Origin of the sequence: Paracoccus sp. NFXS7, from assembly GCF_040148865.1 — a bacterium.
Taxonomy (GTDB): Bacteria; Pseudomonadota; Alphaproteobacteria; order Rhodobacterales; family Rhodobacteraceae; genus Paracoccus; species Paracoccus marcusii.
The window spans coordinates 1-26,716 of sequence record NZ_JAKEKV010000013.1 but is presented as its reverse complement, the minus strand read 5'-3'; the positions used below and the strand labels follow the sequence as shown (position 1 = coordinate 26,716).

Sequence of the window (26,716 nt, the reverse complement as noted above, 5' to 3'; positions counted from 1 at the left end):
TTCGGCCACTGCCCATTTTACAGAGCCGGGGAAAGCCGTGACTGGTGACTGGTTAAGCTGAGTCGAAGCGTTCAAGAAAACGATTGAGCTAACCCATACTCTTTTTCCTTTACGACTCTGCATTCACAATCAGAGGGGGATCATTCCTCGATGAACAATTCAACTCAGCTTCGGTTGAGAATGAATTCATTATCTGACAGCACGAAGAGCCAAGAAGGTATAAGATACCGCTTATTGCAAATGGGCATCAATACTTCTAGCACTGCCATACTGCTATGACACCCGATGGAAGTATCTATCATGACCATGAGACGCTGTCGCCGCCGCACCGGCACGCCGTTCCTGACTTAGCAGTTCTCCACGTCGCCATTCGTCGTGGGTCAGCCGGGTCGATGCACCGTCATGCGCGCACAGGGCAGGGGCGTGATCCCACAGGCCGAGGGAATAGGGTGTCATCAGCAGGCTCTCGACGCGGTTGCGGGCGGTCAGGATGACCGAATGCACCGGCAACAGGATGTGGTGATAGTCGATCGGGCCGTGATCGGGACGCAGCGTGGCACGCCCGGCCTCGGCAAGGTGCTTGGCCTTGGCCCACCGCCCGTGCCAGAGGATCCTGTGCAGGGGAGAGAACAGCTCTCCGTTCAGATCGACGGGCCAGTCCTGCGGGGTCTTGCCGGAACAGTGTCGCCAGTCCGTCCACAGCACGGGCTGGCGCCCGTCGGCGGTCAGGATCGCGTCGCCCACCCGGACATCCCGAACCGGGATCATGCCCCCACGGGAGACATCGACAAGCACGTCCGGCCCAAAGCAGGGCGCCACCAGAGAGCGGGACAGCGCGGGCGCGATATCATAGGCGCCATTGCCCACGGAGAATGTCTGCGGCAGCGTCGCGAACGAATTGTCGCCATTCGTGATCATGATCGGCCCGATCCAGGGCGACCCCGGTGCAGGCTGCATCACCGACGTGTTGATCCGGGCATAATCGTCCCCCAGGCCAGAGAGATCACTCTGGATGTTGGCGGTCTGGCCGGGGTTCATCGGTTGGTACTCGGCTACCTGCTTGCCCGATCCGTCAAAGACCTTCAGCCCGGTGATCCCGCTTCTGCCGGTCAGCTCCGTCCCCGTGTCGTTGATGGCGGTGATTTCGATGCGGTGGTCCTTGGCCCAGATCTGGCGGCCCCATTGCACCGTCGCCGTGCCTTGGGCGGAGTTGGTGCCGACGGCGGGATCGACGATCAGTTGATCGCCTCGAATGCTGAACGTGATCACGGGAAGCTCCTTTCACAGGGGTTTCCCGACCGTACGGATTTGCATTTTCTGCAAGGTTAACGCGACCCGCGATGCGCGGCGTTCTAAGCATTCGTGGTTTATCAATTGCGACTGAGATGAAGCGGCAGCCCGAGATGCGATCGCTCGTGGACCGTCGGTCCAGCGAGGCTGCCGGCTTCGCAACGGGCTTGTTTACCGAAATCCGGATCATCGAGCGGACAGCCAGCCCGATCGGCTACCCCGCCGGGGCGGTGATTGTGGTCATCACGGTGACGTTCATGCTTGGTAGTCGCAGCTCCCAACAGCAGCCCCGGGCGACTTTTTCGAACGTTCAGGCTCCATTTGCACGTTATCCGTGTAATCTTACAACTGCCTGATGCTTTTGGAGGTTTGTATGGCCGTAAACTCGATCGAGACGAAACTGGAAGATGCTCAACTGCGCGGACGGCGGTGGCTACAGCGCCTTGAACTGCTGGAACGACGGGAAGGGGCCTGCCATGCCGAACGGACTGAAGCTGAAAGAAAAGCACAGTTCTGGATGGCTCGGCACGGCGCCTTGGCTGCAAAACTTGAAGCGCGGGTACGAAGCGGGAAGATACATCGCGTGGCAGGGAACACTTCGCCGCAAAATACGATCTGACATGGATCCCAATAGCTCATAAAAGGGCTTGCTGAACTGTTCCGTTTAATATGCAACTCTGTGCATAGTCGCACTGCCCAGGGAGTGGCAAGTTATGCCGCGGATGACGCTGACCAGAATGCCCGACAATCTTCCTGTGGCGATACGGTTCGAGGCCGATACCGAGTTCAACATCGACAACGGCCCGGAGGGCGCCACCATCCTGGCTCTGTATCGGCGGGGGTCTCAGCAGATCATCCATGTTCGCGAAACGCGCGAGCAGATCATCTCCGCCCGCCTGGCAGCGCTGTCAGGAATTTCGCGCCTCTGATGTGTTGATTGCATCTGCGGGGTACTGGCGCATCGGTTAACCCTCTGCGACGGTGCTGAATATGAGCCATGTGTAAGCTGCTGGAGCGGCCCGGCAAACTGCCCGCTACGCTGAACGTGTCTCTCGATAGGCTGGCCAGGCACGGTGGTCTCCCACGTTCAAACGACGACGGTCGGGTGTTGTCTGGCATGAAAGCGCAGATGCCCTGCTTGGGAGCGGCCACAAACAGACCTGCCCAAATAAACAGGCGTTCCGAGCAAGCAATTGGCGATACATTACATTCCGGTCAGGCAGCGGCTTTGGGAGGAGCGACTGTCTGGCCAGCGCTTTTTTCCAACTCAGATAAACCTCGTGTAGCCAATTGGCACTGTAGCAGGCTTGCTTCCTGTGCATTTAAAACGCTGCTGAAAAACGCTCTTCTGAACGCTGAAACCGTAACATGATTCACTTTCCGGGCGGTCTGATGGGGAAGGCCATGCGGGATGTGGACGAGACGAGCAGATCGCTGTTCAACTATGTCGACATTGAGGAGCGCATTTCGGCTCGGCATCCGCTGCACAAGATCCGGCAGGTCGTCAACGAAGCCCTGTTCAGCTTGGATGCAGATTTCGCGGCGCTCTGTGTCGATTTCGGCCGTCCTTCGATTGCGCCGGAGCGACTGATCCGGGCCTGCCTGCTGCAGATCCTGTTCTCGGTCCGCTCAGAGCGGCAAATGATGGAGCAGATGCGGTATAATCTACATCTTCCGGTGGTTCGTAGCACAGACCATGCTGCGGGGCATAAACGAGTGGGCGCTCAGTTCACCTTGACGACGGCAGCCAGCAACCTCGCCCGACTGCTGCGGTTGCTGGCCGGATGAGGTCGCGGGGAAAAATCGGTCGTCGATCAGAGGGTCCGTGAGCCGTGGTATCTGCTGTCAGTTCCGACGACCTCAAGAAACACCTTCTTGATCGGCGGCTAATTCAGCAACCTGTTAAAATCGCCAACGACCACATCAACCCGTTCGTGAATTATCTCTTCCTTAGGATGCGCCGTATATAGCGAGATGGAGCTAAAGGAGCAGGTGATGGACTATCGGGTAAATACCAGCAAGGATCTAGCAGCGAATCTCGCCCATGCAAAGGCAGTCATCAGCGCCTGCAGGATCGGGATTCCACGTATCGATATTGGAACCGAGGATGAAGCCTTCATTCGTATGCGTATCATGCGCATGATCAGTGAGCTTGAGACTATTGATCTAATCGCCAGCAAAGGCTCGCTGACATTAAAGCAAAGGCGTGCGAATGCAAAAGCTAAGGCAGATCAGGACCGAGCTTTTTTTGGCGTTCATTTGGGCATGTACCCTAGTGCTGATTATTCTGCCGGTAGCGCTGTTCATTCTTCAAATATTGAGCTTCGTGACGACACTGCCGTTCGCAAGTTGGCCTGAATATTTTAATCCTCAAAATCTTTTGGGCTCGGGTCGCTACGGAAAATTTTCTTTCCCATTACATTGAAATTGCGTCTCGTGCACGTAGCAGGCCGCCAGCCCAACCAGTTGGTTTGTTATTAAAGCCACGATTGCGCTTCTAGACCTGCGCTGCACTAACAGTCATGCACGTCCGTCGCGATGGAACGTGGCATCGTCCCGCTGCCGCTTTGCACGCTCGATGGTTTCCAGCGTCTGCAACGGGCTGGGATGGCAGGTAACAATTTACGCCAGCCGTTCAACGTAAGCCAGCACAGGGTCAATCGCGGTGTTAAGTGCCACAGCTGTCGGATGTTTATGCCTCGTATTGCCGATGCCCACACAACTATGCAAATCCCATTCCCCCCTAGGATGCAGTCGCATTACGTGCATAGTATGGCTTCAGTTCACTCATGAGGCGATCATGCCCCACAGGACAGTTCTCCTCTCCGCAACTATTGCCGGGGCCTTTCTTGTCCAGCCAGTACTGGCGGACGGCGAGTTCCTCCAGATCGACATCGGGGGTCAGACCCAAACTACCGTGGGTGCTGTGTCCCGGGGATCCTTTACATCTGGCATAAGCTACGCCGATTATGAGGGCGGCCGCTCAGCCTCTGTCAGCGTCGCCTATGCCCTTCCGTTAAACGCACCTGCTTCCCTGAAGGTGGGGCCGACAGTGGGTTATCAAGACGACGATGGAGAGGGCGATGATTTCGAAGCGGGGCTGAGGCTGGTCGCTGACCGCTACTTTCCAACCGATTTCGGCTCGGCGTATTTCCTGGGCGAGGCGAGTACGGTCTACAATTCCTGGTTTCTTCTGACCCAAGTCACCTATGCACCGGCAGATCTCGGTATCGAGCTGTCGCGTGGCGCCAGCGAGACCTACAGCGAAACCACAGTGGCCGTGCAGAGGCGACTGGCCGGGAGCTCGGTCAGTCTGCGGGTCGGATACAAGCTCAGCTCCGAGGAGTTGTTTGCCGGCTTTTCCATCAACACATTTTGAGGTTTGAAATGACATCAGCGCATCCCATGACGCTGCGGCGCTCGGTCGTTCTCTTCTGCCTCTCCTGCCTCGCAGCCGTCACCGTCGTCTGTGCCGCCTTCGTCTATCTCAGGGGCGATCGTTTCACCGACAGTACGTTGGCATTTGCCTCACGCTTTCGCACGACTGCCGCGGCGGGTGAGCTTGCCCGAATGCTGGAGCGCGATTGGCACAATCTCATCTTCCTTACCGAGCAGGCAAGCAAGCTGACCCCCGATCAACTTTCATATTTGATGACAGGCGCAGGGGGTAATCCCACCCGCATTTCATGGGTCGGCTACGCCGATCTCAGTGGGATCGTGGTTTCGGCAACAAACGATCTTCTGGTGGGGCAGGATGTCAGCGAACGCCCTTGGTACCGCAACGGTCTGACGGGTGGTTTTGCGGGCGATGTACATGATGCGGTTCTGCTCGCCCAACTGCTCGGTGGCAACAGTGACGAACCCCTGCGCTTTATCGATCTGGCACGTCCGGTGCAGGATGAAAGCGGTGATATTTCAGGCGTCATCGGCATGCACATCAACGCCAACTGGCTCGCTGACTATCTGCGTGAAACTTCGGAGAGGTTCGGTATTGATCTCTACCTCATAAATCCGAGCGGTACGATATCGGCCTCTTCCACTGATCAGGCACCGACAGAAGCCGACCTGCAGATATTGCGGACCGCCCAGACAGGAATAAGCGCCGAGGGACGGGAGACCTGGCCGGACGGCCGCGACTACTTCTCGACGATCGTGCCAGAAGTCACGTCCGGTGACCTGCCGAGCTTCGGGTGGCGGATGATCGGTCGACTGGATGCCAACAGCGTGAGTTTCGGAGTCGACCTGATCCGGAACGGGGCTCATTACGCTGCTCTCGTGGCTCTGGCGTTGGTATTTCTCATCACCATGATCTACTCGCGCCTTATTCTCGCACCTCTTTCACGCTTGGCGAAATCCGCTGAACAAATCGCCGAAGGGTCGCAGAATTACCCCGCCAACAGCCGCATCACGGTCGAGGCGGCACAGCTGTCAACCGCGCTGGCACGCCTCCAGCGCGATCCAGTCAGCGGCGAGAGCTGAACGACAGTCGCCGACCCATACCCGCCAGGATGCCGCCAAGCTGTGCTCGCCCTGTGCCTGGGGCCGCGCCCTCGGCATAAAAACGCAGCATTAGGGCTTCGCGCTGGTCCGGTGTCGGCGTCAGGCGCACGCGGTTTCCGTCCACCGTCTCGGCGATGACGGTTACAGGAATGTCCCCGATCTTGGCGATCCGCAGCTTGGCCTCGGTGCCTGTGGGATAGATCTTACCGCGTAGTCTGGCCTCATCCATGTTCATCGCGCTGATCCACTGACGCCGGATATCACCCTCAACCACGAAGACGGCGCGATCTGGCAAGTCGGCGATATGGCGTTCCCGGCGCGGTAGTTCGATGCAGGCCAGAACGGTCAGTGTCAGCACGAACACGTTGTAGATCGTCCAGAAGATTACAACCCATTTTCCGTCGCCCGCGTCGTTGAAGGCGAACCGGTCGGATACGATGCCGATGGTCAGGCCAAGAAGGGTCAGCACCAGCAGGATCAGGAACGGTCGCATCAAGTCCCACTGGACCGTGACCTTGGTGCGGTCGCCCCCCTTGGCCGTCACTGAAAACGGATGCCCCTTGGGTCGGAACATGCCAGTGAACGCCGCGCGGCTGATCGCGATCGCGCCGATCAGCTGACTGACATCATGCAGGATCGGCACGAACATTCCCGGCATCAGCGTCCGAAGGACCAAGAATGACCACAGGAAATAACACCCAAAGAACGTGATCACGTCGGGCAGGGACGCGTCCACCACGATGATGTTGAAGAACCAGTACAGCAACGGATAGACGACCACCGCAATGCGGAACGGAAAGCTGGTCATCCAGAAGAAGATCGAATCGATGACGCTCCAGCGATCGCGCAGGCGCAGTTTGCTGGCTGATAGTGGACCCAGGCTGGAGCGGGCAATCTGCATCAAGCCCAGGCACCAGCGCGCGCGCTGCGTCACATATTCCTTGAGCCCTTCAGGGGCGAGCCCCTCGGTCAGGGGTTCGGACAGATAGACGGTCTTGAGCCCGCGTTCCTGCAAGGCCAGCGTCAGCATGAAATCTTCGGTTACGCTCTCCGTCGGAAAGCCACCAATCTCGCGAAGCGCGGACCAACGGCAAATGGACGAAGTACCGCAGCAGATGGCGATCCCCCACCCGTCACGACAGGGCTGCATGTGATCGAAGAAGAACCGCTGTTCGTCGGGATAGGACTGGCTTATCCCGAGATTGTGCTGGATTGGGTCGGCGTTGAAAAAGTGCTGGGGGGTCTGGACCAGTGCCACGTCGGGATCATGAAACAGCGCCAGACTGCGCCCCAGAAAGCCGCGATGGGGAACGAAGTCAGCGTCCAGAACAGCCACAAAATCTGGTGGAACCGGGTCTTCGGCCAGACGATCCAGCGCGTGGTTAATGTTGCCTGCCTTGGACCCCTTGTTGTCTGGACGACGCATGTATCGGACCTGCTGTTGCGCGCAATAGTCGCGAAGCCAGTCCCGGCGGCTGTCATCAAGAACCAGGACTTCCTTGTTCCTATGGCGCAGGAACTTGGCGCCGATGATGGTGCGTTCTAGAACCTCCAGGTCCTCATTGTACGTGGCAATCAGGATCGCGACCCGTGGTTCGGTTTCACACCACCACCCCTCGTGGGCGTCCGCCTCGGCGCTGCGGATCTTGATGCGCGACATGATCACAAAGGCGCTGACCGATCCCATCAGCGCAAGAAACTCGAGCGCGAACAGCGACCAGCTTGCGAGCATGTCCAAGGTCAGGCCGGGTGGCGCCAGCGTCTCGGTTCCCCGCCACCAGATATAGCGAACGGCCAGCAGAAAGCCGATGCCCAGCAGGATCGAGCGGTGCAGGGTGTCGTGGACATTCACCCATGATCGGAGGGTGAGACCTACGCCAAGGACCAGCAACAGATGAACCGTGCTAGACCCCAGCTGGCTGAACAGCAGGACGTCCGGCATCTCAGTTGAATAGCCCGCGGAGGCCGTCCAGCGGGCGCGTCTCGAAAAAGGCACGTCCCGTTTGGCCGATGACACAGTTGTCCGCGCCCCCGTCGCGCAGTGCAGGAACGATCAATGCCACGTCGAATCGTTCCAGATGTTTCTGGCTGGGAGCGACCGCCATCGCTTGATAGATCGTAGCGGCGCCGCTTCCGGCAAGGCGGGCGACAGTGGCATCATGAACTTCAGACGAACCCGCAAGTCTGAAGCGCGCGGACTGGCCGACAGCCAGATCATTGTAGGTGCGTTCAGTCACCGACAGGGTCACCACCGTGGAACTGCAATCCACGAGCCGCAGCAGCGGATCGCCGCGCTGAACGTTGACTCCGTCGGCCTGAAGCACGTCCCAGAAGATCCCGGTTACAGGGCTTTGCAGATCGCCGCCGATCTGGCTGTTGACCCGCAGACGTTCGCGGTCGGTACGCTCACCGACCGCGGTCAGCCTGGCATCGGCTTCGGCCAGACGCGTGTTCAGGGTCGCGATTTCGCTGCGCAATTCGACGCTGCGCTGTTCGGCATTGGGTGCGTCGTTGTACCCGTCGCCCAGAAACACGCCCTGTTGCGCAGCGTTTAGCGCGATCTGCAGGATCGCCACGCGTTCGCGCGCATGATCAAGCGCCAGCGCATCCAGCCGCGGTTCGGCAGGCAGGCGCTGGTCGTTCTCCTCAACCGCGTCCAGCAGGCGCGGGTCGGGCACAGCGGCTTGCTCTTGCTCCAGAATGGCCAGACGCGATCGGGCGTGCGTCAGACGCGTTCGCAGCTCTTCCAGCCGGTTCGTGCGAAAGATGTTCGCACGTCGGTCCAGGTCGTCGCGGATGGCACCGGTTTCTGCCAACAACTCCGCGATCTGAGCGCGCGCAGCCTCCTCCAGCCGGACTTCCATCAGCAGATCATTGAGCCTGACGCGATCGACGATCGGGTCTTCAATGCTGGCCAGCACCTCGCCTTGCGTAACCCGTCCGCCCAACTGTCTCTCGGGGATCGTCAGGTTTCCGGCAACCGGCGCCCGGATCGTGACGATCGGTGCGTTGACTACGGCATCCGCGCTCGCCCCGGACATCTGCTCGCCCACGATCACCCAGATCGACAAGAGGATCAGGAGGATCCCGATAACTGGTCTGCTGTATTTCATGAGAGATGCAACCCAAGCTGATGATTTCTTTTAGTTCAGCTTAAGCGAGTAATTCATTACGGTCACCACCATCTGGAGATGTTTCCCCTTATTGCGGCGGCGTGTTGCATTCCCCTTCCCGGAAGGCCAGCTCAATGAGCATCAGCAGGGTATCGGAATAGTAGTCAGCACCAATGACGGCTGATGAAACATCAATATTTGCACAGTCTATCAAGCGTCGAATAGCGGTGAATCCTGCGCGGTCGCTGGCCTGTAACACCTCCCCCTGTGGTGTCGCCTCAACAACGACATGTCCCGGCAAGGCACCGTCGCTCATATGGCTCGCTGCTGAACGCACTGCCGGGTGATCGGTTCTGTTCGACCAGGTCAGATAAAGAGGGATGCGGAGAGCGTCATATCCCCATCGAAAGTCATGCTCTACAGGCTTTGCGAAACCTGCCCGTGTTACATCCACCCAGTTTGGCAGGAAGCCAGTGGCTGCCAGTTCGGCAAGTACGGTTTCTCCATGATCGGCTGCCTGAACGAGCGCAGGCTCACCCGCAGCTTCCCCCAGCTCACGCAGGGCACGTGGCATGATGTAGGATGGATTGATCAGCACACGATTTTTGGCACGCCTTGCTTCGGCGCCTGGCAGAAGCAGGGGTCCATTCGCTGCCCTTGGATCGGGAGCAAGACAAAGGCGTGCAATATCTCGCGCAATTCTGAGAGCGGCGTCAGTATACTCTGTCCACCCAGAGTCCCGTCCGGCTCGAAGCAGTGCCCAGGCACGAAAAAGATCGCCGTCGGTGGCATTGTGCCAGTCAGGGATATTGTTGCCCGCACCTGGCTGCCATTTCCAAGCCATCAGGCGATCATCGCGGATCGCAAGGTGTTGTCGGGTCCATGCGTCGATTTCATCGAACGCTTCGCGATCACCATGCGCTTGAGCAAGCAGGAGACCATATCCTTGTCCCTCGGAATGAGAAATGCCGCCTTGCTGTGCGTCGACCACCCTGCCGGAACTGACATAGCGGCGCTGCCATTGTTGCCATTGTGTCGGCGGATCGTCCGCGAACGCGGCACGGAGCAGCGGAGTGCTCGCGCAGAGGGCTGCGCATATCAACGAGCGACGCGTCATCATCAGGTGTCATACCCCATCTGAATGCGTGCCAGCCCGTACTGAGCGCGTTTCCGCCAGAAAATCAACTTTCGGTTAATCAGTGCAACCAAGGCGTGCGCTCCAGGTTAATGCCGGCGAACCAAAAAATCAGACGGAGACAACCGTGCGGAACACCGTGATCATGGCCATCGCCACCGTAGACGAACTCGATATGATCGTGTCGGCTCTATCAGCCTATAACCACAATACCAAATATCGGGCACTCTATGAGAAGCTTATCCGGCAACAGGATCAGCTGTACAAGGCGGTCTCCAACTGACGAAAAGCCGGTGTGCTGGCTTGATCTGGTCCAAGTCGCTTTCTCCAAAAGGCTGAGCGGCTCCACCCTACGGTAGCCGTCCCGGATTTCTTTACGGCTGCAGTCAGGGCGGAAACAGCATAGCTTTCGGCGGCACAGCCTTCTGTGCGCTACTTCAGCGCAAGAAACGGACGGTCTCAGCGTACAGCGGTTCGCGTCAGCACTGCCGCGGCTGTCGAGGCGTTCGCAACAAGACAGACCAGCTGCGCGCGTCTGAGCGAGTCACATAGAATGTCGCCGGGACTGGCGGCATGTCCCGCCGCTTCAACGGCTCTCAGAAACGTCGCGAAGTCTTTGCCAATGATCGTCACAGCCAGAACCCTCCCCATGAAAGCCTGAAGCATCTAGCGACACAACCTATGCGGTATGCTACCTAATGTAACTCACCATTTGGGATATTCAATACTCATCGGTTCAGTTCCGCCGAATGCCGGGACTGCCACCTCACAGGGTTTGATGTGTCCTGCAAGGGTGATACTGCCAAAGCAGTCCATCGTCAGCAGGGCTTCCGTCAGTTAGCATCACTGCTCTCCGCTGCGACAAGGGCTTCCGTCGCGACCCGGGCCGCCGGCTCATCTTCGGCTTCCGCGCCTGCATCGACGAGGCTCTCTGCTTCCGCCTCATCCTCGTCCAGGACAGGCGGTGCATCACCGGCTGTCGCATAGCCCTTAAATGCGGTATAGAAAAGTCAAATAAATCAATTGGGCGGCTTTGCCACTAAAAACGGTATCTTGCCATTAAACTCGACATTCTTGTTGTTGAATCTGACATAGGGTGCGCGGATTTGGACGGTTGGTATCGATGGAAGGTAATGACGGAGACTGTGGCGATGCTGGTGCTGAGGCGCTGCGCCGGGCATCGGTCCCTCGACCGCTTGTACAGCTATCTACGCCAACGCGCTTAAGTCCGTTCACGCACATACGGCTTTTGCCTTTTTTAGGCTCAAACCCGACGTGAAACTCTTCTGCCTTTCTGCCTTTCTGCCTTCGCCGTGGCTAAGTTACGTCCACTGGTCAAGGCGACAATGTTCAGCACTGGCCTCGACTAGGACGCAAGAGTTGCCATGCCTCGTACGTTCGAACTGGAACCCCGTCTTTTTGCAGCGGTTGATCGTATTGTCCTGCGGAATGGGAAAAACTTCCGCAAGCTGGCGTCTGAACGTCATATCTAAGGGCAACAAACGCTGCTCAATGCGCCGTGTGCCGGAATTAAGGGTAACGCGACAGTAGCTAACGGTATCTGCGGCAATTTGGCGTGTCGCGCTATCGCAGCACGCGTCGCAGGCCCTCCTGAACCTTCAGGAGCGGATCGAGATACAGCCCGACCAGATCCACGGCATCGGTCTGAACCGCGGCGACCCCGGTATTGACCGCGGCGATGACCCGGCCATGCACCGAGTACAGCGGGACGGCGATGGACCGCAGTCCCGGCTCCACCTCCTGATCGATGACGGCGTACCCGTCTACACGGGCAGTGTCGATCCGGTCCATGATCTCGGTGGGGTCGGTCAGGCTGTGGGCGGTCCGGGGCGTCAGATCGGATGTCATGATCAGCGTCAGGGCCTGATCGCGGGGCAGGGCGGCCAGCAGGACGCGCCCCATCGACGTGCAATGCACGGGCAGGCGTGATCCGGGCATCAGCCCGATCGACATCACCCGACGCTGCGCGGCGCGGGCGAGATAGACGATCTCGGTGCCGTCAAGGATCGACACGGATGTCGATTGGCCGATCCGGTCGGACAACTGGTCCAGCCAAGGCTGGACCAGCTGCGCCAAGGGCATCGCTGCCAAGGCCCCCATGCCTAGGCGCAACACCCGCGCGGTCAGGGTGAAAAACTTCCCGTCGTAATCAGCATAGCCCAACTCGTGCAGGGTCAGCAGACAGCGCCGGGCGGTGGCCCGATCCAAGCCGGTTGCCTCCGCCACCTCGGAAATCGCCATGCGGGGTCGCTCGGCGCCGAAGGCTTCGATCACCTGCAGTCCCTTGCCCAATGATCCGATAATGTCGGTTCTGTTCGCCATGCGATCAGAAATAATCGCAGTCCGAACAAAACTCAACATGTGACCAAACCTGATAGCTTTGTTTGTTATCGCGCCGTAAGCCCTCCCCATACGGAGGAGCATTCATGGACAAGCGTATCTCAACGCTGGCGGCGGCCACGGCCCAAATCGCGAACGGTGCCACGGTAATGATCGGCGGGTTTGGCGGCTCCGGCGCGCCGATCGAACTCATCCACGCCCTGATCGACCGCTTTGTGACGACCGGTAGCCCCGGAAACCTGACGGTGATCAACAACAACGCCGGCAACGGTCATGTCGGCATCGCGGCGATGATCGAGCAGGGCATGGTGGCCCGGATGATCTGTTCCTTTCCGCGCTCGGCAGACCCGGTGGTGTTCACCGAGCGCTATCTGGCCGGGCAGATCGACCTTGAGCTGGTCCCGCAGGGAACGCTGGCCGAACGCATCCGCGCAGGCGGGGCGGGCATCCCGGCGTTCTATACCCCCACCGGGTTCGGCACCGACCTGGCGCGGGGGAAGCCCGTGGCCGAATTCGACGGCCGGTCCTATGTGCAGGAGCGCTGGCTGAAAGCCGATGTGGCGCTGATCAAGGCGGAGGCCGGGGATCACCTGGGCAATCTGACCTACCGGATGGCCGCGCGCAACTTTGCGCCGCTGATGGCGATGGCCGCGATGCGGACGATCGTGCAGGTCAGCCATGTGGTCGCGCCGGGAGATATCGACCCGGAGGCGGTGATCACGCCGGGGATCTTTGTCGATGGGATCATCCACGTGCCGGACCCGGCGCAGGAAGAGGACCTGAACCGCGCAGGGGCGCGATACCCGGAGGTGGCGGCATGACTGACAAGCTGACAAATGCGCAGATCGCGTGGCGGGCCGCGCAGGACATCCACGAAGGAGCCTATGTCAATCTGGGCATCGGATTTCCGGAAATGGTCGCCCGCTTCCAGCCCACCGGGCGTCAGGCGATCTTTCATACCGAAAACGGCATCCTCGGCTTCGGCGAGGCCCCCGCGGCGGGCGCGGAGGACTGGGATCTGATCAATGCCGGAAAGAAGGCGGTGACGATCCGGCCCGGCACCGCGTTCTTTCACCACGCCGACAGCTTTGCGATGGTGCGCGGGGGGCATCTGGATGTCGCGATCCTGGGGGCCTATCAGGTCGCACAGAACGGAGATCTGGCAAACTGGTCGACCGGCCCCAAGGGCGTGCCCGCCGTCGGCGGCGCGATGGATCTGGTCCATGGGGCCAAGCGCGTGGCGGTCATCACCGACCATGTGACCCGCGACGGCAAGCCCAAGCTGGTTGAAGCCTGCACCTTGCCCTTGACCGGCGTGGCCTGCGTGACGCGGGTTTATACCTCGCTGGCGGTCATCGACATCGAGGGCGGTCGGTTCGTGCTGCGCGAAAAGCTCGCCGCCCTGTCGTTTGAGGCTCTGCAATTGCTCACCGGCGCCCCGCTGCATGTGGATGGTGCCGTGACCGACCTGACCGTTCCGGAGGTATGAGATGACCGAAGCCTATATCTGCGACTATGTCCGCACGCCCATTGGCCGGTTCGGAGGTGCGCTGTCCTCCGTCCGGGCCGACGATCTGGGGGCCGTTCCGCTGCGGGTGCTGATGGCGCGCAATGCCGGTGTCGACTGGCAGGCGGTCGATGACGTCATCTTCGGCTGCGCCAACCAGGCGGGCGAGGATAACCGAAACGTGGCGCGCATGTCGCTGTTGCTGGCGGGCCTCCCGGTTGAGGTCGGCGGGACGACCATCAACCGGCTGTGCGGGTCGGGCATGGACGCGGTCATCGCCGCCGCCCGCGCCATCTGCGCCGGAGAGGCGGATCTGATGATCGCCGGCGGTGTCGAAAGCATGTCCCGCGCGCCCTTCGTGATGCCCAAGGCCGAAACGGCGTTCTCGCGCAGCGCATCCGTTCACGACACCACCATCGGCTGGCGGTTCGTGAACCCGCTGATGGAGGCGCAATACGGAGTCGATTCAATGCCCGAGACGGCCGAGAACGTCGCCGAGGATTTCAGGGTCAGCCGCGCCGACCAGGACGTGTTCGCGTTGCGCTCTCAGCAAAAAGCCGCCGTGGCTCAGGGAAATGGTCGGTTTGACGCAGAGATCACCCCGGTGCTGATCCCTCAGCGCAAGGGCGACCCTAACCGGGTCGATCGCGACGAACACCCGCGCCAGACGACGCTGGAGACCCTTGCAGGTTTGAAGGCGCCCTTCCGCAAGGGAGGGACGGTGACGGCGGGCAATGCTTCTGGCGTCAATGACGGTGCGGCAGCGCTGATCATCGCGTCCGAGGCAGGCGCGCGCCGACACGGGCTGACGCCCATCGCCCGTATCCTGGGCGGGGCCGTCGCGGGCGTGGCGCCGCGGATCATGGGATTTGGCCCGGCGCCCGCCGCGCGCAAGCTGATGGCCAGGTTGGGGCTGGGCCAGACCGACTTCGACGTGATCGAGCTGAACGAGGCCTTCGCCAGCCAAGGTCTGGCGACCCTTCGCGATCTGGGCATTGCCGACGATGACCCGCGCGTGAACCCCAATGGCGGCGCCATCGCGCTTGGCCATCCCCTGGGCATGTCGGGCGCGCGCATCACCGGCACGGCGGCGCTGGAACTGGCCCGCACCGGCGGCAGGCGATCCCTGTCGATGATGTGCATCGGCGTGGGCCAAGGCATCGCGATCGCCTTGGAACGGGTCTGACGTCAGGGGTCCGGGTCCGGGGCGGCCAAGTTGTTGGCCGCCAGCCATGCGGGTTTTTCGGCATACATCTCGCGGATCAGGCGCCGGATCAGGTCCAGATAGCGGGATGTATCGCCAGCCCGATGGTTCATGATTACCGGAGACGTCGCACCAGGGCTGTCGATGACACGATAGCGGACATCAGACCGCATCTGCCTCGCGGATGACGGGATGATGCAGACCCCAGAATCCGCAGCGACCAGCCCAAGCGCCGTCTGGATCTCACGGACTTCCAAGACATCGCGGGGACGAATCTCTTCCTCCTGTAGCAAACTGAGAACCTGGTCGGCATAGCTGGGACGCGGCTCCTTCGGATAGACGATCAACCGCTGGTCCGCGATGTCAGACAGCCGGATCGGGCCCTCGTCCTGGGCCAGCACCGAGTCCTGTGGCAGCGCGACAACCAGACGCTCCTCGCGCAGGATCGTGGCGACGACGTTGGGATCATTATGGCGCATGCGGCCAAACCCAATATCGATGCGGCCTTCTTTCAGTGCAGCAACCTGCTGGATCGACAGCATCTCCAGCAACTGGATATCCAGTTCCGGTGCATTCTGGCGCAGCTTGCGCACCAGGACCGGCAGCCCGCCATACAGCGTCGAGGCCACGAAGCCGATGGAGAGCACCCGATTGCGGTTCATGCCCACCCGCCGTGTGGCGTCTTTCATCTGGTCCACGCGCCCAAGGACCTGCAACGCCTGTTCATAGAGAAGCCGTCCGGCGTCGGTCAGCTTCACGGGCCGGCTTGTGCGGGTGATCAGGACGACGCCCAGCTCCTCCTCCAGTAACTGGATCTGCCGGCTCAGCGGTGGCTGGGCGATGTTCAGCTGTTCCGCGGCACGGGTGAAATTGCGCTCTCTCGCGACAGCGACAAAATAGCGGAGCTGACGCAAGTCCATCGGATTCTTTCCTTCACGCAAAGTATTCTGCACCGAAGCATCATAGTCTTCGTGGATGCCTGACGGATCATAATACCCAAAGGGTATGGCTTCAAACCGAAACGGTGTTGGACGGGGCGCTGTGCGGGAGGCATTTTGGCCTCATGAACCAGTCATTCGCCCCCCTCGCTTCCACTACCACCGCCACCCCCGTCATCACGCGGGTCGAGACGGTGATCCTTGATCTGCCGACCATCCGGCCACACAAGCTGTCGGTTGCGACCATGAACGGTCAGGTTCTGATGCTGGTCCGCGTCCACTGCAGCGACGGTATCGTTGGCGTCGGCGAGGGGACAACCATCGGCGGTCTGGCCTATGGCGGCGAAAGCCCCGAAAGCATGAAGACCAATATCGACACGTGGTTCGCGCCGCTGATGATCGGTCAGGATGCCACCCGCGTGCAGTCGCTGATGGCGCGGATCGGCAGGATGGTCCGCGAAAATCGCTTTTCCAAGTCCGCGGTCGAGACCGCACTGCTGGACGCCCACGGTCGGCGTCTTGGCCTGCCGGTCAGCGAACTGCTGGGCGGGCGGCGGCGGGATCGCCTGCCCGTGGCCTGGACGCTGGCTTCGGGCGACACGGCGCGCGACATCGCAGAGGCCGAGCGCATGCTGGACCTGCGCCGCCACCGTGTCTTCAAGCTGAAGATTGGTGCGCGGGCGCTGCGCGAGGATATTACCCATGTCGCCGCCATCGGGCAGGCGCTTGGCGAAAGGGCGTCCATCCGCGTCGACGTGAACATGGCCTGGTCCGAAGGGGAGGCCGCCTTTGGCATGGCGGCGCTGGCCGATGCAGGCTGCCTGCTGGTCGAACAACCGGTGGCCTCAAGCGCGGCGATGGGTCGGCTGGTGCGCCGCTTTCCGATCGCGCTGATGGCCGATGAATCACTGACCGGACCCGAAAGCGCGTTCGAGATCGCCCGCGTGCAGGGTGCGGACGTCTATGCGGTCAAGCTGGAGCAAAGCGGCGGCGCGTTCAACGCCTTGCGCGTGGCGGCTATCGCCGATGCGGCGGGGATCGGCCTTTACGGCGGCACGATGCTGGAGGGGGCGGTGGGCACGGTGATTTCGGCCCATACGTTCTCGACCTTTGCCAATCTGCAATGGGGGACCGAACTGTTCGGACCGCTGCTGCTCACCGAAGAAATCCTGACCGAGCCGCTGGACTACAGCGACTTCGAGCTGACGGTTCCGGCCGGCCCCGGTCTCGGACTGTCTTTGGACGAGGACCGCGTGGCGTTCTTCGCGCGCGACGGACTGCGCAAGACGATCAGCCTGCCCAGAGGGGTTGTGTGACGATGCTGTACCAGGTGATCATGACGGTCGATCTTCCCCGGGACCTTGCGTCCGAAGAGGCCACCCGGATCCTTGCGCAGGAAAAGGCCTATTCCCAGGATCTGCAGCGCAGCGGCAAGTGGCGCCATATCTGGCGGATCGCCGGACAATACGCGAACTGCAGCATCTTCGATGTGCGCGACCATGACGAGCTGCACCAGATCCTGTCCGGCCTGCCACTGTTCCCGTTCATGGAGATCAGCGTCACGCCTCTGCTGCGCCATCCGTCGGCCATCAGAGAGGACGACCGCTAGTCATGCCCAACGGCGGGGAGGGAGCCCCGCCGACCCAGTTTCCAAAAGAATCCAGGAGGAGAACCCGATGACCGTGACCATCTTCAACCGACCCGATGTCCAGGAATTCCTGAACGAGCTGAGCGGCCTGAACAACAAGGATGGCGATCCGCGGATGAAGCAGATCGTGCACCGCCTGATGTCTGACCTGTTCAAGGCAATCGACGATCTGAATATCACCCCCGACGAATACTGGCAGGGCGTGGCCTGGCTGAATGATCTGGGCGCCGCTGGTCAAGTGGGGCTGGTCTCACCGGGCCTTGGCATCGATCACTTCATGGATGAGAGGCTGGACGCCATTGACGCGGCCATGGGCATCGAAAACCCGACCCCGCGCACGATCGAAGGTCCGCTTTACGTGGCCGGCGCCCCGGAGTCAGTGGGCTTCGCACGACTGGACGACGGAAACGACACCAACGGTCAAACGCTGATCATGCAGGGCAAGGTTCATGGCGCAGACGGCCAGCCGCTGCCCGGCGCCAAGGTCGAGGTCTGGCATTGCGACACGCGCGGTTTCTATTCGCATTTTGACCCGACCGGTCAGCAGGCCCCCTTCAACATGCGCCGCACGATCATTGCCGACGACCAGGGTTGCTACAAGTTCCAGAGCATTCTGCCGAGTGGTTACGGCGTGCCCCCCGGCAGCCCGACCGAGGGTTTGCTGACCGCCCTTGGACGGCACGGCCAGCGGCCCGCTCATATCCACTTCTTCGTCAGCGCCGATGGACATCGCAAGCTGACGACGCAGATCAATATTGAGGGCGATCCTTTGATCCACGACGACTTCGCTTATGCGACGCGCGAGGGCCTGATCCCCAAAGTCGTGGAACGGTCGGATGAGCAGAGCATTCATGCCAACAACCTGAACGGTCCGTTTGCCGAGATCGTTTTTGACATCCACCTGACGGCCCTGATCGACGGTGTGGACAACCAGCTGAACGAACAGCGCCGCCGCGCAGCCGCCTGACGGAGCCCTGCAGGCAGCCGCCCGACGCGGCTGCCTCGATCCGCATCCATCTTTCACCAATGACATCTGAGCAGGGCATGCCCGTATCCGGCGCATCCCCTGGGGGAGGACCACTCATGTCTGCGATCATCGACAAGGCCCGCGATCTGGATACCCTGCTGGCGACAGCCGTGCAGGACGACGCCCAGGCCGGGCTGTTCCGCTGCCGCCGCGACATCTTCACGAACGAGGATCTGTTCGCGTTGGAGATGAAGCACATCTTCGAGGGTAACTGGGTTTATCTGGCCCATGAGAGCCAGATCCCCGACGTCAACGACTACTACACTACCTGGATCGGCCGCCAGCCCATCGTCATCACCCGCGACAAGACAGGAACGCTGAACGCGGTCATCAATGCCTGCGCCCACAAGGGTGCAATGCTGTGTCGCCGCAAGCAGGGCAACAAGGGCAGCTTCACCTGTCCGTTCCACGGCTGGACCTTTGCCAATACGGGCAAGCTGCTGAAGGTCAAGGATGCCAAGACCACGCAGTATCCCGACCAGTTCAACACCGATGGCTCGCACGACCTGACCCGCGTAGCCCGGTTTGAAAGCTATCGAGGGTTCCTGTTCGGCAGCCTGAACCCCGATGTGGCGCCGCTGACCGATTACCTGGGCGAAACCACGGTGGTCATCGACCAGATCGTCGACCAGGCCCCCGAGGGGCTGGAAGTGCTGCGCGGGAATTCCAGCTACATTTATGACGGCAACTGGAAGCTGCAGATGGAAAACGGCTGCGACGGTTATCACGTCAGCTCGGTCCACTGGAACTATGCCACCACAATGGACCGCCGCAGCGAGACCGGCACCAAGGCGGTCGATGCCAACAGCTGGAGCAAATCCAAGGCTGGCGTCTACGGGTTCGACAACGGCCATATCCTTCTGTGGACCAACACTGCCAATCCCGAGGTGCGCCCGGTCTTCAACCGCCGCGACGAGATTGCCGCCCGCTTGGGCGAGGACAAGGCTGGCTTCATCGTCAACCAGACGCGCAACCTGTGCCTCTATCCGAACGTCTTCCTGATGGACCAGTTCAGCACTCAGATCCGCGTGGTCCGACCGCTGTCGGTGGACCGGACCGAGGTCACCATCTTCTGCTTCGCACCAAAGGGAGAAGGCGCCGAAGACCGTGCCACCCGCATCCGCCAGTACGAGGACTTCTTCAACGTGTCCGGCATGGGCACGTCGGACGACCTGGAGGAATTCCGTGCCTGCCAGACCGCTTATGCCGGCAGCGCGCCGCTGTGGAACGACATGTCGCGTGGTGCGCCGCTGTGGATCCACGGCGCGGACGACAATGCCCGCCGCATGGGTCTGAACCCGCTGATCTCTGGAGAGCGCAGCGAGGACGAAGGGCTGTTCGTCTGCCAGCACGAATACTGGGCCCGCGTCATGCGCGATGCCCTGGCCAGCGAGAAGACGGGAGAGATGGCATGAGCATCGATCATCACGCGATCTGCGCGTTCCTTTACCGCGAAGCGCGCCTGCTGGATGACCGGCAATGGGATGAGTGGCTGACCTGCTATGCGCCCGATGCCTCCTACTGGATGCCGGCCTGGGACGACAACGACCAGACGACCGAAGATCCCCAATCCGAGATCTCGCTGATCTACTATCCAAACCGCGAGGGGCTGGAAGACCGGGTGTTCCGCATCAAGACGGAACGCTCCGGCGCATCCACGCCTGAGCCGCGCACCAGTCACGCGGTCCAGAACGTCGAGATGGTGGCCGATCGCGGCGACGAGGTCGATGTCCGCTACAACTTCCACACGCTGAACCACCGCTACAAGGCCACGGATCAGTTCTTCGGGACCATGTTCGTCACCCTGCGGCGGGATCCGGACGGGCTGCGCATCGCGGCCAAAAAGATCGTCCTGAAAAACGACTACATCCGCCAGGTCATCGACGTCTATCACGTCTGACCGCCGACCCCGCACAACCGCAAGGAGGAGGCGACCATGTGCTACACCATAGCCCTGAACTTCGAGGACGGGGTCACCCGCTTCGTTGACTGCAAGCCCGGAGAGAAGGTTCTCGATGCGGCATTCCGCAACAAGATCAATCTGCCGATGGACTGTTCCGACGGCGTCTGCGGCACCTGCAAGTGCCGCGCCGAGAGCGGCGCCTACGACCTGGGCGACGATTTCATCGAGGACGCCCTGACCGAGGACGAGGCGGGGCAGGGGCTGGTGCTGACCTGCCAGATGGTGCCATCGTCCGACTGCGTGCTGTCGGTGCCAACCACATCGCAGGCCTGCAAGACCGGCCAGCAGGCGTTCGCGGCCACGGTGACCCGGATCGAGCCGCATCATGATGCCGCCGTCGTCCTGGAACTGACCATGGATGATACGGCCACGGCTCCTGCATTTCTGCCAGGGCAATATGTCAATATCAACGTTCCCGGCAGCGGTACTCACCGATCCTACTCCTTCAGCACCGCGCCGGGCGAGCGCAACCTGGGATTCCTGATCAAGAAGATCCCCGATGGGGTGATGAGCACCTGGCTGTCGCGTGCCAAACCGGGCGATCAGTTGCAACTGACCGGCCCGATGGGCAGCTTCTACCTGAGAGGGGGCGATGGTCCGCTGTTGTGTCTGGCAGGCGGTACCGGGCTGGCTCCGTTCCTGTCGATGCTGGAGGTGCTGGCGCGTGCCGGATCGCGGCGGCAGATCCACCTGATCTATGGCGTGACGCGCGATCTGGATCTTGTTCTGGTGGACCGCATCATGGCGCTGGCCAGGCGGCTGCCGAACCTGACCGTCGCGACTGTGGTTGCCGATCCGGCCTCGGATCACCCGCGCACGGGTTGGGTGACCCAACACATGCCGGAGGAGATGCTGGCGGCGGGCGATGTCGACATCTATCTGTGCGGCCCCCCACCGATGGTCGATGCCGTCAGGCAGTATCTCAATGACCACAAGGTCGAACCGGCCAGCTTTCATTACGAGAAATTCACGCCGAACGCACCGCTGAAGGCCAGTGCATGACTGCCGCGGTGTTTGCCGGACGCTTTGCGGGCAAGGTGATCGTGGTCACCGGCGCGGCCCAGGGCATCGGCCGGGCGGTGGCGCTGCGCGCCGCGGCCGAAGGTGGCCGCGTACTGTTCGTGGACCGGGCCGATTTCCTGGCCGAAGTTGTGGCCGAGGCCCAGGGAGATGCCGCAGGCTTTACTGCCGACCTGGAGACCTGGGCAGGGGCGAACGCCGCCATGCGCAATGCCGCCGATACCTTTGGCGGCATCGACATTCTGATCAACGTGGTGGGCGGTGCGATCCGTATGCGCCCACTGGCCGAATTTGAACCTGACCAGATCGACGTCGAGATCCGCCGGTCGCTGATGCCGACTTTGTATGGTTGCCATGCGGTCCTGCCGCATCTGGCCGCGCGGGGCGGCGGCACCATCGTCAACGTGTCGTCGAACGCGACACGCGGCATCCACCGGGTGCCTTACTCGGCGGCCAAGGGGGGCGTGAACGCGATCACGCGATCCCTCGCGATGGAGGTGGCAGGCCAGAACATCCGCGTCGTGGCCACCGCACCCGGCGGAACCGAGGCACCCCCGCGCCGCATCCCGCGCAATGCCGCGGGCGACAGCCCGGATGAGCGGCAGTGGATGGCGCAGGTCGTGGAACAGGTGACCGGGTCCAGTGTCCTGAAGCGCTATGGGACCATCGACGAACAGGCCGCGCCGATCCTGTTCCTGGCGTCCGACGAGGCATCCTACATCACCGGGTCCGTCCTGTCCGTCGCGGGAGGCGACGAGGGCTGACACCGAAACAACAACAGGGAGGAGAATGACGATGCGTACGATAGACGTGAACGAGGCCATTGACCGAAGTCCGTTCGGGCAATTTCAGTGGCTGGTGGTTGCGCTGTGCGGCACCCTGCTGGTGGTCGACGGCTATGATGTGTTCGTGGCGGGGACGGTCCTGCCGACGCTGATCCAGGAATGGGGCCTGACCAAGCCGCAGGCGGGTGCGCTTCAGGCATGGGCGCTGTTCGGCATGATGTTCGGCGCCTTGATCCTGGGCCCGCTGGCCGACCGGATCGGCCGGAAGAAGGGCGTGGCCATCAGCTTCGTGCTGTTCACCTCTGCCACGGTTTTGACGGGGTTTGCCGACACGCCCGGACAGTTCAAATTCTTCCGCTTCATCGCAGGTCTGGGTTGTGGCGGCCTGATGCCCAATGCAGTCGCGCTGATGAACGAGTATGCACCCAAGCGTCTGCGCGGCACGATGGTCGCGCTGATGTTCTCGGGCTATTCGGTGGGCGGCATGGTTGCGGCGGGGCTAGGCATCGGCCTGATCCCCAGCTTCGGCTGGCAGCCGATGTTCTTCATCGCCGCGGTGCCGCTGTTGCTGTTGCCGCTGATCCTGTGGAAGCTGCCTGAGTCGCTCGGCTTCCTGATCAAGCAGGGCAAGCAGGAAGAGGCGAAGCGCATCTTCGCCAAAATCAATCCTGCAATGCCGCTGGCCGCCGACGACCGACTGGTCTTTACCGAGGTGAAGGGCGCCTCCGCGTCGGTCGCCGAACTGTTCCGGCATGGCCGACTGCTGCGCACGTTGATGCTGTGGCTGTCGTTCTTCTGCTGCCTGCTGTTGGTCTATCTGCTGTCGTCCTGGTTGCCCAAGGTTCTGCAGGAAGCGGGCTATGCCGAACGCGCCAGCCTTCTCAGCCTGTTCTCGCTGAACTTTGGCGGCATGGCCGGCGCGATCATGGGCGGCAGGCTGGGTGACCGGTTCGGCCTTCCGCGCGTCGTCGTGGGCTTCTTTGCGGCGGCCGCACTGTCCATCGCGCTGATCGGCGTCAATCCGGCACCGGGGCTGCTGTTCGCGCTGATCTTCGTCGCAGGTGCCACCACCATCGGGACGCAGATCCTGCTCTACGCCAGCGTCGCGCAGCTCTACAATCTGTCAGTGCGTTCGACGGGGCTGGGCTGGGCGTCCGGTGTGGGTCGCATCGGCGCCATCGTCGGACCGACGATGGGCGGGGTGCTGTTGGCAAAGGAACTGCCCTTGGGTCAGAACTTCCTGATCTTCGCGCTGCCCGCTGCCATCGCGACTCTTGCGATGATGGTCTTTGCCCTCAGCAATGCCCGCAGCACCGAAAGGGCGCAGTTGGCGACAGTCTGAAGATCATCTGATAGCGCGCAGTCGTTAGGCTGCGCGTCTTTTCTTTTGGAGACTACGCCATGCCATATCTGAACCTTCCTACGCACCGCCTGCACTACCGTATCGATGGGGCAGGAGTGAACAAGCCTTGGCTAACCTTCTGCAATTCCCTCGGAACTGACCTGCACATGTGGGACGCGCAGATCGCGGGTCTGAAATCGGATTTCCAAATCCTGCGTTACGACCGACGGGGCCATGGAAGGTCCGAGGCCCCACCAGCCCCCTATGAGATGGCCGACCTGGGGTCAGACGTCATCATGCTGCTGAATGCCATGGGCATCGATCGCACCCATTTCTGCGGCCTGTCGATCGGTGGGCTGACGGGGCAGTGGCTGGCGATCCATGCTGGCAAACGTCTAGACCGCATTGTTTTGTGCGCGACTGCTGCCCACATCGGCACCGTGGACAGCTGGACCTCCCGGATTGCAGACGTCACCGAGAACGGTTTAAGCCCTCTGATCACATCGACAGCTGATCGGTGGTTCTCGCCGGAGTTTCGGCAGGTTCATCCTGATGCCGCCGCGGCAGTTCTTGGCCAATTTGAACAGACATCTGTCGATGGATACATGGGATGCTGCGCAGCGCTGGCCCGTGCAGATTTCCGCAAAAAGATTCATGATATCAAGAACCCCGTGCTGGCAATATCAGGGGGGGATGATCCGGTCTGTCCGCCCGCTGACCTCGAAGTGCTCGCCGCCGGTGTTACCAATGGCAAGCATGTCTCCCTGCCTGGGAGGCATATCGTCAATATTGAAGCCGCATTGCAATTCAATAAGACCGTGATACCATTTTTGCGTACTCCTCAGCACCAATAACCAGATGCACGATATAAGATTTTTATATTATGAGGGTGCGATAACAGCATAGAGGTAGGAAGAACATTTTTACTCTATGATGCATAAAACGTTCGGCGCAGTAACAGTCACCGCATATAGGCGAACGTCGCCCAGGGTATATCGAAAAAAATTGCACAAAATGACATAAGCAGGAAGTCTTGATGTATCCTTTACCTCCGTCAGAATCAGTCTTGTTCAGCATCTATCTCGTTGCCATCACTGCTGAGGCCATGTCCGGCGCCCTTGCGGCCGGTCGACGGAATATGGATATCTTCGGCGTTGCCGTGATTGCTTTCGTGACGGCGCTAGGAGGAGGAACCATTCGTGATGTCACCCTCGGCAGATTTCCTATAGGATGGACTCAAAATCCTGAGTATGTTTATATCGTCATCTCTGCCGGCCTGTTGACAACACTTATTGCACCCTTTGTGCGGCGACTGAAACGGCTGTTTCTCGTGTTAGATGCTATGGGCCTCGTAGCATTTTCGTTGATCGGCTGCAGCGTGGCATTAAGCATGAATTACGCCACGGTTGTCGTGATCATGTCAGGCATGATTACTGGGATTTGCGGCGGGATCTTGAGGGATATCCTGTGCGGTCAGGTTCCTGTCGTGTTTCAGCGTGAGCTTTATGCTAGCGTCGCTCTGACTGTATGCATCATGTTCCTCAGCTTGAAATATCTTGGTGTTACTACGGACATTGCCAACCTAGTCAGTTTTATGGCGGGCCTTCTATTGCGTCTTCTTGCAATATGGCGCTCTTGGCGTCTTCCTACTTTTTCAATTGAATCTGACTGGAAATAAATGCTATTCCGGCTGCGGAAAGCCGTATATACCGGCTTCTGCAATCAGGGGGTGGCTCTATTTGGAGATACTTCGACATAATCCGATTTGGGTGCTGTTATGAGCTATACCAACTTCATGCACTTGCAATTTTTAGTTGATATAAGCGCATAAGTCTTCCTCTTGTTGGGATAGCAGTAGAAGTCTGTGACCTTTTAAATAATCAACACTTGTTGGAATGTGGCCGTCGCGATATTGAACTTCAGGATTTCGTTATGAGTGAAGTCCTGGGAGGAGATTGGTTGACATTAGCACACCAAGCAAAGGATCTACTGTCACAGCATAAAGGTAAAATAGGCTTGCATGGTCCCTCTTGGGGTCTGGATATCTCAAATCCTGATAGCGATATCCAAAAGATCACCTCCAAACGGATCGATACGTCATTAAGTATTTGCAGCTACATTGGTGCGGACCAGTTGGTTATTCACTCCCCATATTCAGTATGGAATTTTTCAAAAAAAAACTGAAGTTAATTCTGCCTCTCTCCTGGAGTGGATTGTCGAGTGCCGCTATAACAGTTTGAACGCATGTGTTAAACGAGCTGAAATGCTCAGTGTAACTATCGTCATTGAAAATATTCAAGATCGCGATCCATTTCTATGCAATATGATCGCTGACCGTTTCCAATCAGACGCTGTTGCGCTATCTGTGGATGCAGGGCATGCTCATTTTACTCATAATAGTTTTGGCGGTTCTTCCGTTGAAGATTTCATCGTGAAGGCAGGATCAAAAATTAAGCATGTCCACCTGCACGACAACGACGGACTTGCTGACCATCATTTACCTATCGGAGATGGATCCATATGTTGGTCGGGGGTATTTTTTGCGCTTAAGAGACTTCCAGAAGTGCCTCGCCTCATCCTTGAGTTGAATAACAAGCGCGGCATTGACCGGTCGATATCATACCTCAAAAAAATTAAATTGGCGCAATGATTATATAAAACAACAGTGTTTTAAAGTAACATTGGTGATTTTGTTTGAAAAAAATATAGTAGAAACTATTCAAGTTTAATGAGCGAATTCCACTGGAACTGTTCAGTGCACCAGGACCAGACGGCATCGACGGCACTGCCGGACGAAGATGACCGCTTCCGCACCAGGTAGAACCCCGTGTCGGCATCGAAGCCTGCGTCGCCGAGGTTCAAAAGGCGCCCCCCATCCAGATC

At 59.9% G+C, this 26,716-nt stretch carries 26 protein-coding genes and 1 pseudogene; 21 read left to right on the top strand and 6 right to left on the bottom strand.

Annotated elements, in window-relative coordinates:
* Positions 1 to 273: 273 nt before the first annotated feature.
* Positions 274 to 1,269 (bottom strand): Hint domain-containing protein, encoded by a 996-nt coding sequence (locus tag LZ686_RS16830; protein WP_349548528.1) that lies wholly within the window; start codon positions 1,267 to 1,269, stop codon positions 274 to 276.
* A gap of 743 nt (positions 1,270 to 2,012) precedes the next feature.
* Here LZ686_RS16830 and LZ686_RS16825 point away from each other — a divergent pair.
* From LZ686_RS16825 to LZ686_RS16805, 5 genes and pseudogenes are all read left to right on the top strand, one after another.
* Positions 2,013 to 2,219, top strand: coding sequence for a hypothetical protein (locus tag LZ686_RS16825; protein WP_349548527.1), 207 nt, complete (start codon positions 2,013 to 2,015; stop codon positions 2,217 to 2,219).
* A gap of 475 nt (positions 2,220 to 2,694) precedes the next feature.
* Positions 2,695 to 2,977, top strand: a pseudogene (locus LZ686_RS16820) (transposase); the annotation flags it as partial.
* A gap of 308 nt (positions 2,978 to 3,285) precedes the next feature.
* On the top strand, positions 3,286 to 3,648 hold the full coding sequence (locus LZ686_RS16815) for a hypothetical protein (RefSeq protein WP_349548526.1): 363 nt from the start codon (positions 3,286 to 3,288) through the stop codon (positions 3,646 to 3,648).
* A 442-nt stretch (positions 3,649 to 4,090) separates the two neighbouring features.
* A complete protein-coding gene (locus LZ686_RS16810; protein ID WP_349548525.1) occupies positions 4,091 to 4,669 on the top strand; it encodes a hypothetical protein in 579 nt (192 codons plus the stop codon).
* 26 nt (positions 4,670 to 4,695) lie between these two features.
* Entirely contained in the window at positions 4,696 to 5,769 is a 1,074-nt protein-coding gene (locus LZ686_RS16805; RefSeq protein WP_349548524.1) for a cache domain-containing protein, read from the top strand.
* Here the strand turns inward: LZ686_RS16805 and LZ686_RS16800 are convergent.
* The 3 genes from LZ686_RS16800 to LZ686_RS16790 form a co-directional block, all read right to left on the bottom strand.
* The gene (locus LZ686_RS16800; RefSeq protein ID WP_349548523.1) at positions 5,753 to 7,732 is read right to left on the bottom strand and encodes a glycosyltransferase family 2 protein; all 1,980 of its coding nucleotides are present in this window, start codon (positions 7,730 to 7,732) and stop codon (positions 5,753 to 5,755) included. The two genes, LZ686_RS16805 and LZ686_RS16800, sit on opposite strands and share 17 nt — an antisense overlap.
* Position 7,733: 1 nt before the next feature.
* Complete coding sequence (locus LZ686_RS16795) at positions 7,734 to 8,903, bottom strand: HlyD family secretion protein (protein WP_349548522.1); 1,170 nt, start codon at positions 8,901 to 8,903, stop codon at positions 7,734 to 7,736.
* Between the two features lie 88 nt (positions 8,904 to 8,991).
* Positions 8,992 to 10,023 carry a family 8 glycosyl hydrolase gene (locus LZ686_RS16790; protein WP_349548521.1) on the bottom strand — a complete coding sequence of 344 codons (1,032 nt, stop codon included), beginning with the start codon at positions 10,021 to 10,023 and terminating at the stop codon, positions 8,992 to 8,994.
* Between the two features lie 160 nt (positions 10,024 to 10,183).
* Here LZ686_RS16790 and LZ686_RS16785 point away from each other — a divergent pair, with 160 nt between their 5' ends.
* Entirely contained in the window at positions 10,184 to 10,321 is a 138-nt protein-coding gene (locus LZ686_RS16785; RefSeq protein ID WP_349548520.1) for a hypothetical protein, read from the top strand.
* A 1,301-nt stretch (positions 10,322 to 11,622) separates the two neighbouring features.
* Here LZ686_RS16785 and LZ686_RS16780 read toward each other — a convergent pair.
* Complete coding sequence (locus LZ686_RS16780) at positions 11,623 to 12,381, bottom strand: IclR family transcriptional regulator domain-containing protein (RefSeq protein WP_139598948.1); 759 nt, start codon at positions 12,379 to 12,381, stop codon at positions 11,623 to 11,625.
* 104 nt (positions 12,382 to 12,485) lie between these two features.
* Between LZ686_RS16780 and LZ686_RS16775 the strand changes: the two genes are divergently transcribed.
* Genes LZ686_RS16775 through pcaF form a run of 3 tightly spaced genes read left to right on the top strand, consistent with a single transcriptional unit; the run spans position 12,486 to position 15,092 of the window.
* A complete protein-coding gene (locus LZ686_RS16775; RefSeq protein WP_139598947.1) occupies positions 12,486 to 13,220 on the top strand; it encodes a 3-oxoacid CoA-transferase subunit A in 735 nt (244 codons plus the stop codon).
* On the top strand, positions 13,217 to 13,888 hold the full coding sequence (locus LZ686_RS16770; RefSeq protein ID WP_139598946.1) for a 3-oxoacid CoA-transferase subunit B: 672 nt from the start codon (positions 13,217 to 13,219) through the stop codon (positions 13,886 to 13,888). The genes LZ686_RS16775 and LZ686_RS16770 overlap by 4 nt, the downstream gene beginning before the upstream one ends.
* A 1-nt stretch (position 13,889) precedes the next feature.
* Positions 13,890 to 15,092 (top strand): 3-oxoadipyl-CoA thiolase, encoded by a 1,203-nt coding sequence (gene pcaF, locus LZ686_RS16765; protein ID WP_349548519.1) that lies wholly within the window; start codon positions 13,890 to 13,892, stop codon positions 15,090 to 15,092.
* A 2-nt stretch (positions 15,093 to 15,094) separates the two neighbouring features.
* Here the strand turns inward: pcaF and LZ686_RS16760 are convergent, their stop codons facing one another.
* Complete coding sequence (locus LZ686_RS16760; RefSeq protein ID WP_349548518.1) at positions 15,095 to 16,030, bottom strand: LysR family transcriptional regulator; 936 nt, start codon at positions 16,028 to 16,030, stop codon at positions 15,095 to 15,097.
* Between the two features lie 143 nt (positions 16,031 to 16,173).
* Between LZ686_RS16760 and LZ686_RS16755 the strand changes: the two genes are divergently transcribed.
* The 12 genes from LZ686_RS16755 (at position 16,174) to LZ686_RS16700 (ending at position 26,483) form a co-directional block, all read left to right on the top strand.
* A complete protein-coding gene (locus LZ686_RS16755) occupies positions 16,174 to 17,364 on the top strand; it encodes a muconate/chloromuconate family cycloisomerase (RefSeq protein ID WP_349548517.1) in 1,191 nt (396 codons plus the stop codon).
* Positions 17,365 to 17,366: 2 nt separating this feature from the next.
* Positions 17,367 to 17,657 carry a muconolactone Delta-isomerase gene (gene catC, locus LZ686_RS16750; RefSeq protein ID WP_139598966.1) on the top strand — a complete coding sequence of 97 codons (291 nt, stop codon included), beginning with the start codon at positions 17,367 to 17,369 and terminating at the stop codon, positions 17,655 to 17,657.
* A gap of 67 nt (positions 17,658 to 17,724) precedes the next feature.
* Complete coding sequence (gene catA, locus LZ686_RS16745) at positions 17,725 to 18,663, top strand: catechol 1,2-dioxygenase (protein ID WP_139598942.1); 939 nt, start codon at positions 17,725 to 17,727, stop codon at positions 18,661 to 18,663.
* A 116-nt stretch (positions 18,664 to 18,779) separates the two neighbouring features.
* Entirely contained in the window at positions 18,780 to 20,138 is a 1,359-nt protein-coding gene (locus LZ686_RS16740; RefSeq protein ID WP_139598941.1) for an SRPBCC family protein, read from the top strand.
* Positions 20,135 to 20,623, top strand: a complete 489-nt coding sequence (gene benB, locus LZ686_RS16735; RefSeq protein WP_139598940.1) for a benzoate 1,2-dioxygenase small subunit — start codon at positions 20,135 to 20,137, stop codon at positions 20,621 to 20,623. The genes LZ686_RS16740 and benB overlap by 4 nt, the downstream gene beginning before the upstream one ends.
* Positions 20,624 to 20,659: 36 nt before the next feature.
* Positions 20,660 to 21,688: a benzoate 1,2-dioxygenase electron transfer component BenC gene (benC, locus tag LZ686_RS16730; protein ID WP_349548516.1), complete on the top strand. Its 1,029-nt coding sequence runs from the start codon at positions 20,660 to 20,662 to the stop codon at positions 21,686 to 21,688.
* On the top strand, positions 21,685 to 22,470 hold the full coding sequence (gene benD / locus LZ686_RS16725; RefSeq protein WP_349548515.1) for a benzoate diol dehydrogenase BenD: 786 nt from the start codon (positions 21,685 to 21,687) through the stop codon (positions 22,468 to 22,470). Before benC ends, benD begins: the two co-directional genes overlap by 4 nt.
* 31 nt (positions 22,471 to 22,501) lie before the next feature.
* Positions 22,502 to 23,833 carry an MFS transporter gene (locus LZ686_RS16720; protein WP_349548514.1) on the top strand — a complete coding sequence of 444 codons (1,332 nt, stop codon included), beginning with the start codon at positions 22,502 to 22,504 and terminating at the stop codon, positions 23,831 to 23,833.
* Between the two features lie 59 nt (positions 23,834 to 23,892).
* Complete coding sequence (gene pcaD / locus LZ686_RS16715) at positions 23,893 to 24,687, top strand: 3-oxoadipate enol-lactonase (RefSeq protein WP_349548513.1); 795 nt, start codon at positions 23,893 to 23,895, stop codon at positions 24,685 to 24,687.
* A 212-nt stretch (positions 24,688 to 24,899) separates the two neighbouring features.
* Positions 24,900 to 25,511 carry a trimeric intracellular cation channel family protein gene (locus tag LZ686_RS16710; RefSeq protein ID WP_349548512.1) on the top strand — a complete coding sequence of 204 codons (612 nt, stop codon included), beginning with the start codon at positions 24,900 to 24,902 and terminating at the stop codon, positions 25,509 to 25,511.
* Positions 25,512 to 25,765: 254 nt separating this feature from the next.
* Complete coding sequence (locus tag LZ686_RS16705) at positions 25,766 to 26,017, top strand: apurinic/apyrimidinic endonuclease family protein (RefSeq protein WP_349548544.1); 252 nt, start codon at positions 25,766 to 25,768, stop codon at positions 26,015 to 26,017.
* Positions 25,956 to 26,483, top strand: coding sequence for a sugar phosphate isomerase/epimerase family protein (locus tag LZ686_RS16700; protein WP_349548511.1), 528 nt, complete (start codon positions 25,956 to 25,958; stop codon positions 26,481 to 26,483). The genes LZ686_RS16705 and LZ686_RS16700 overlap by 62 nt, the downstream gene beginning before the upstream one ends.
* Positions 26,484 to 26,716: the final 233 nt, after the last annotated feature.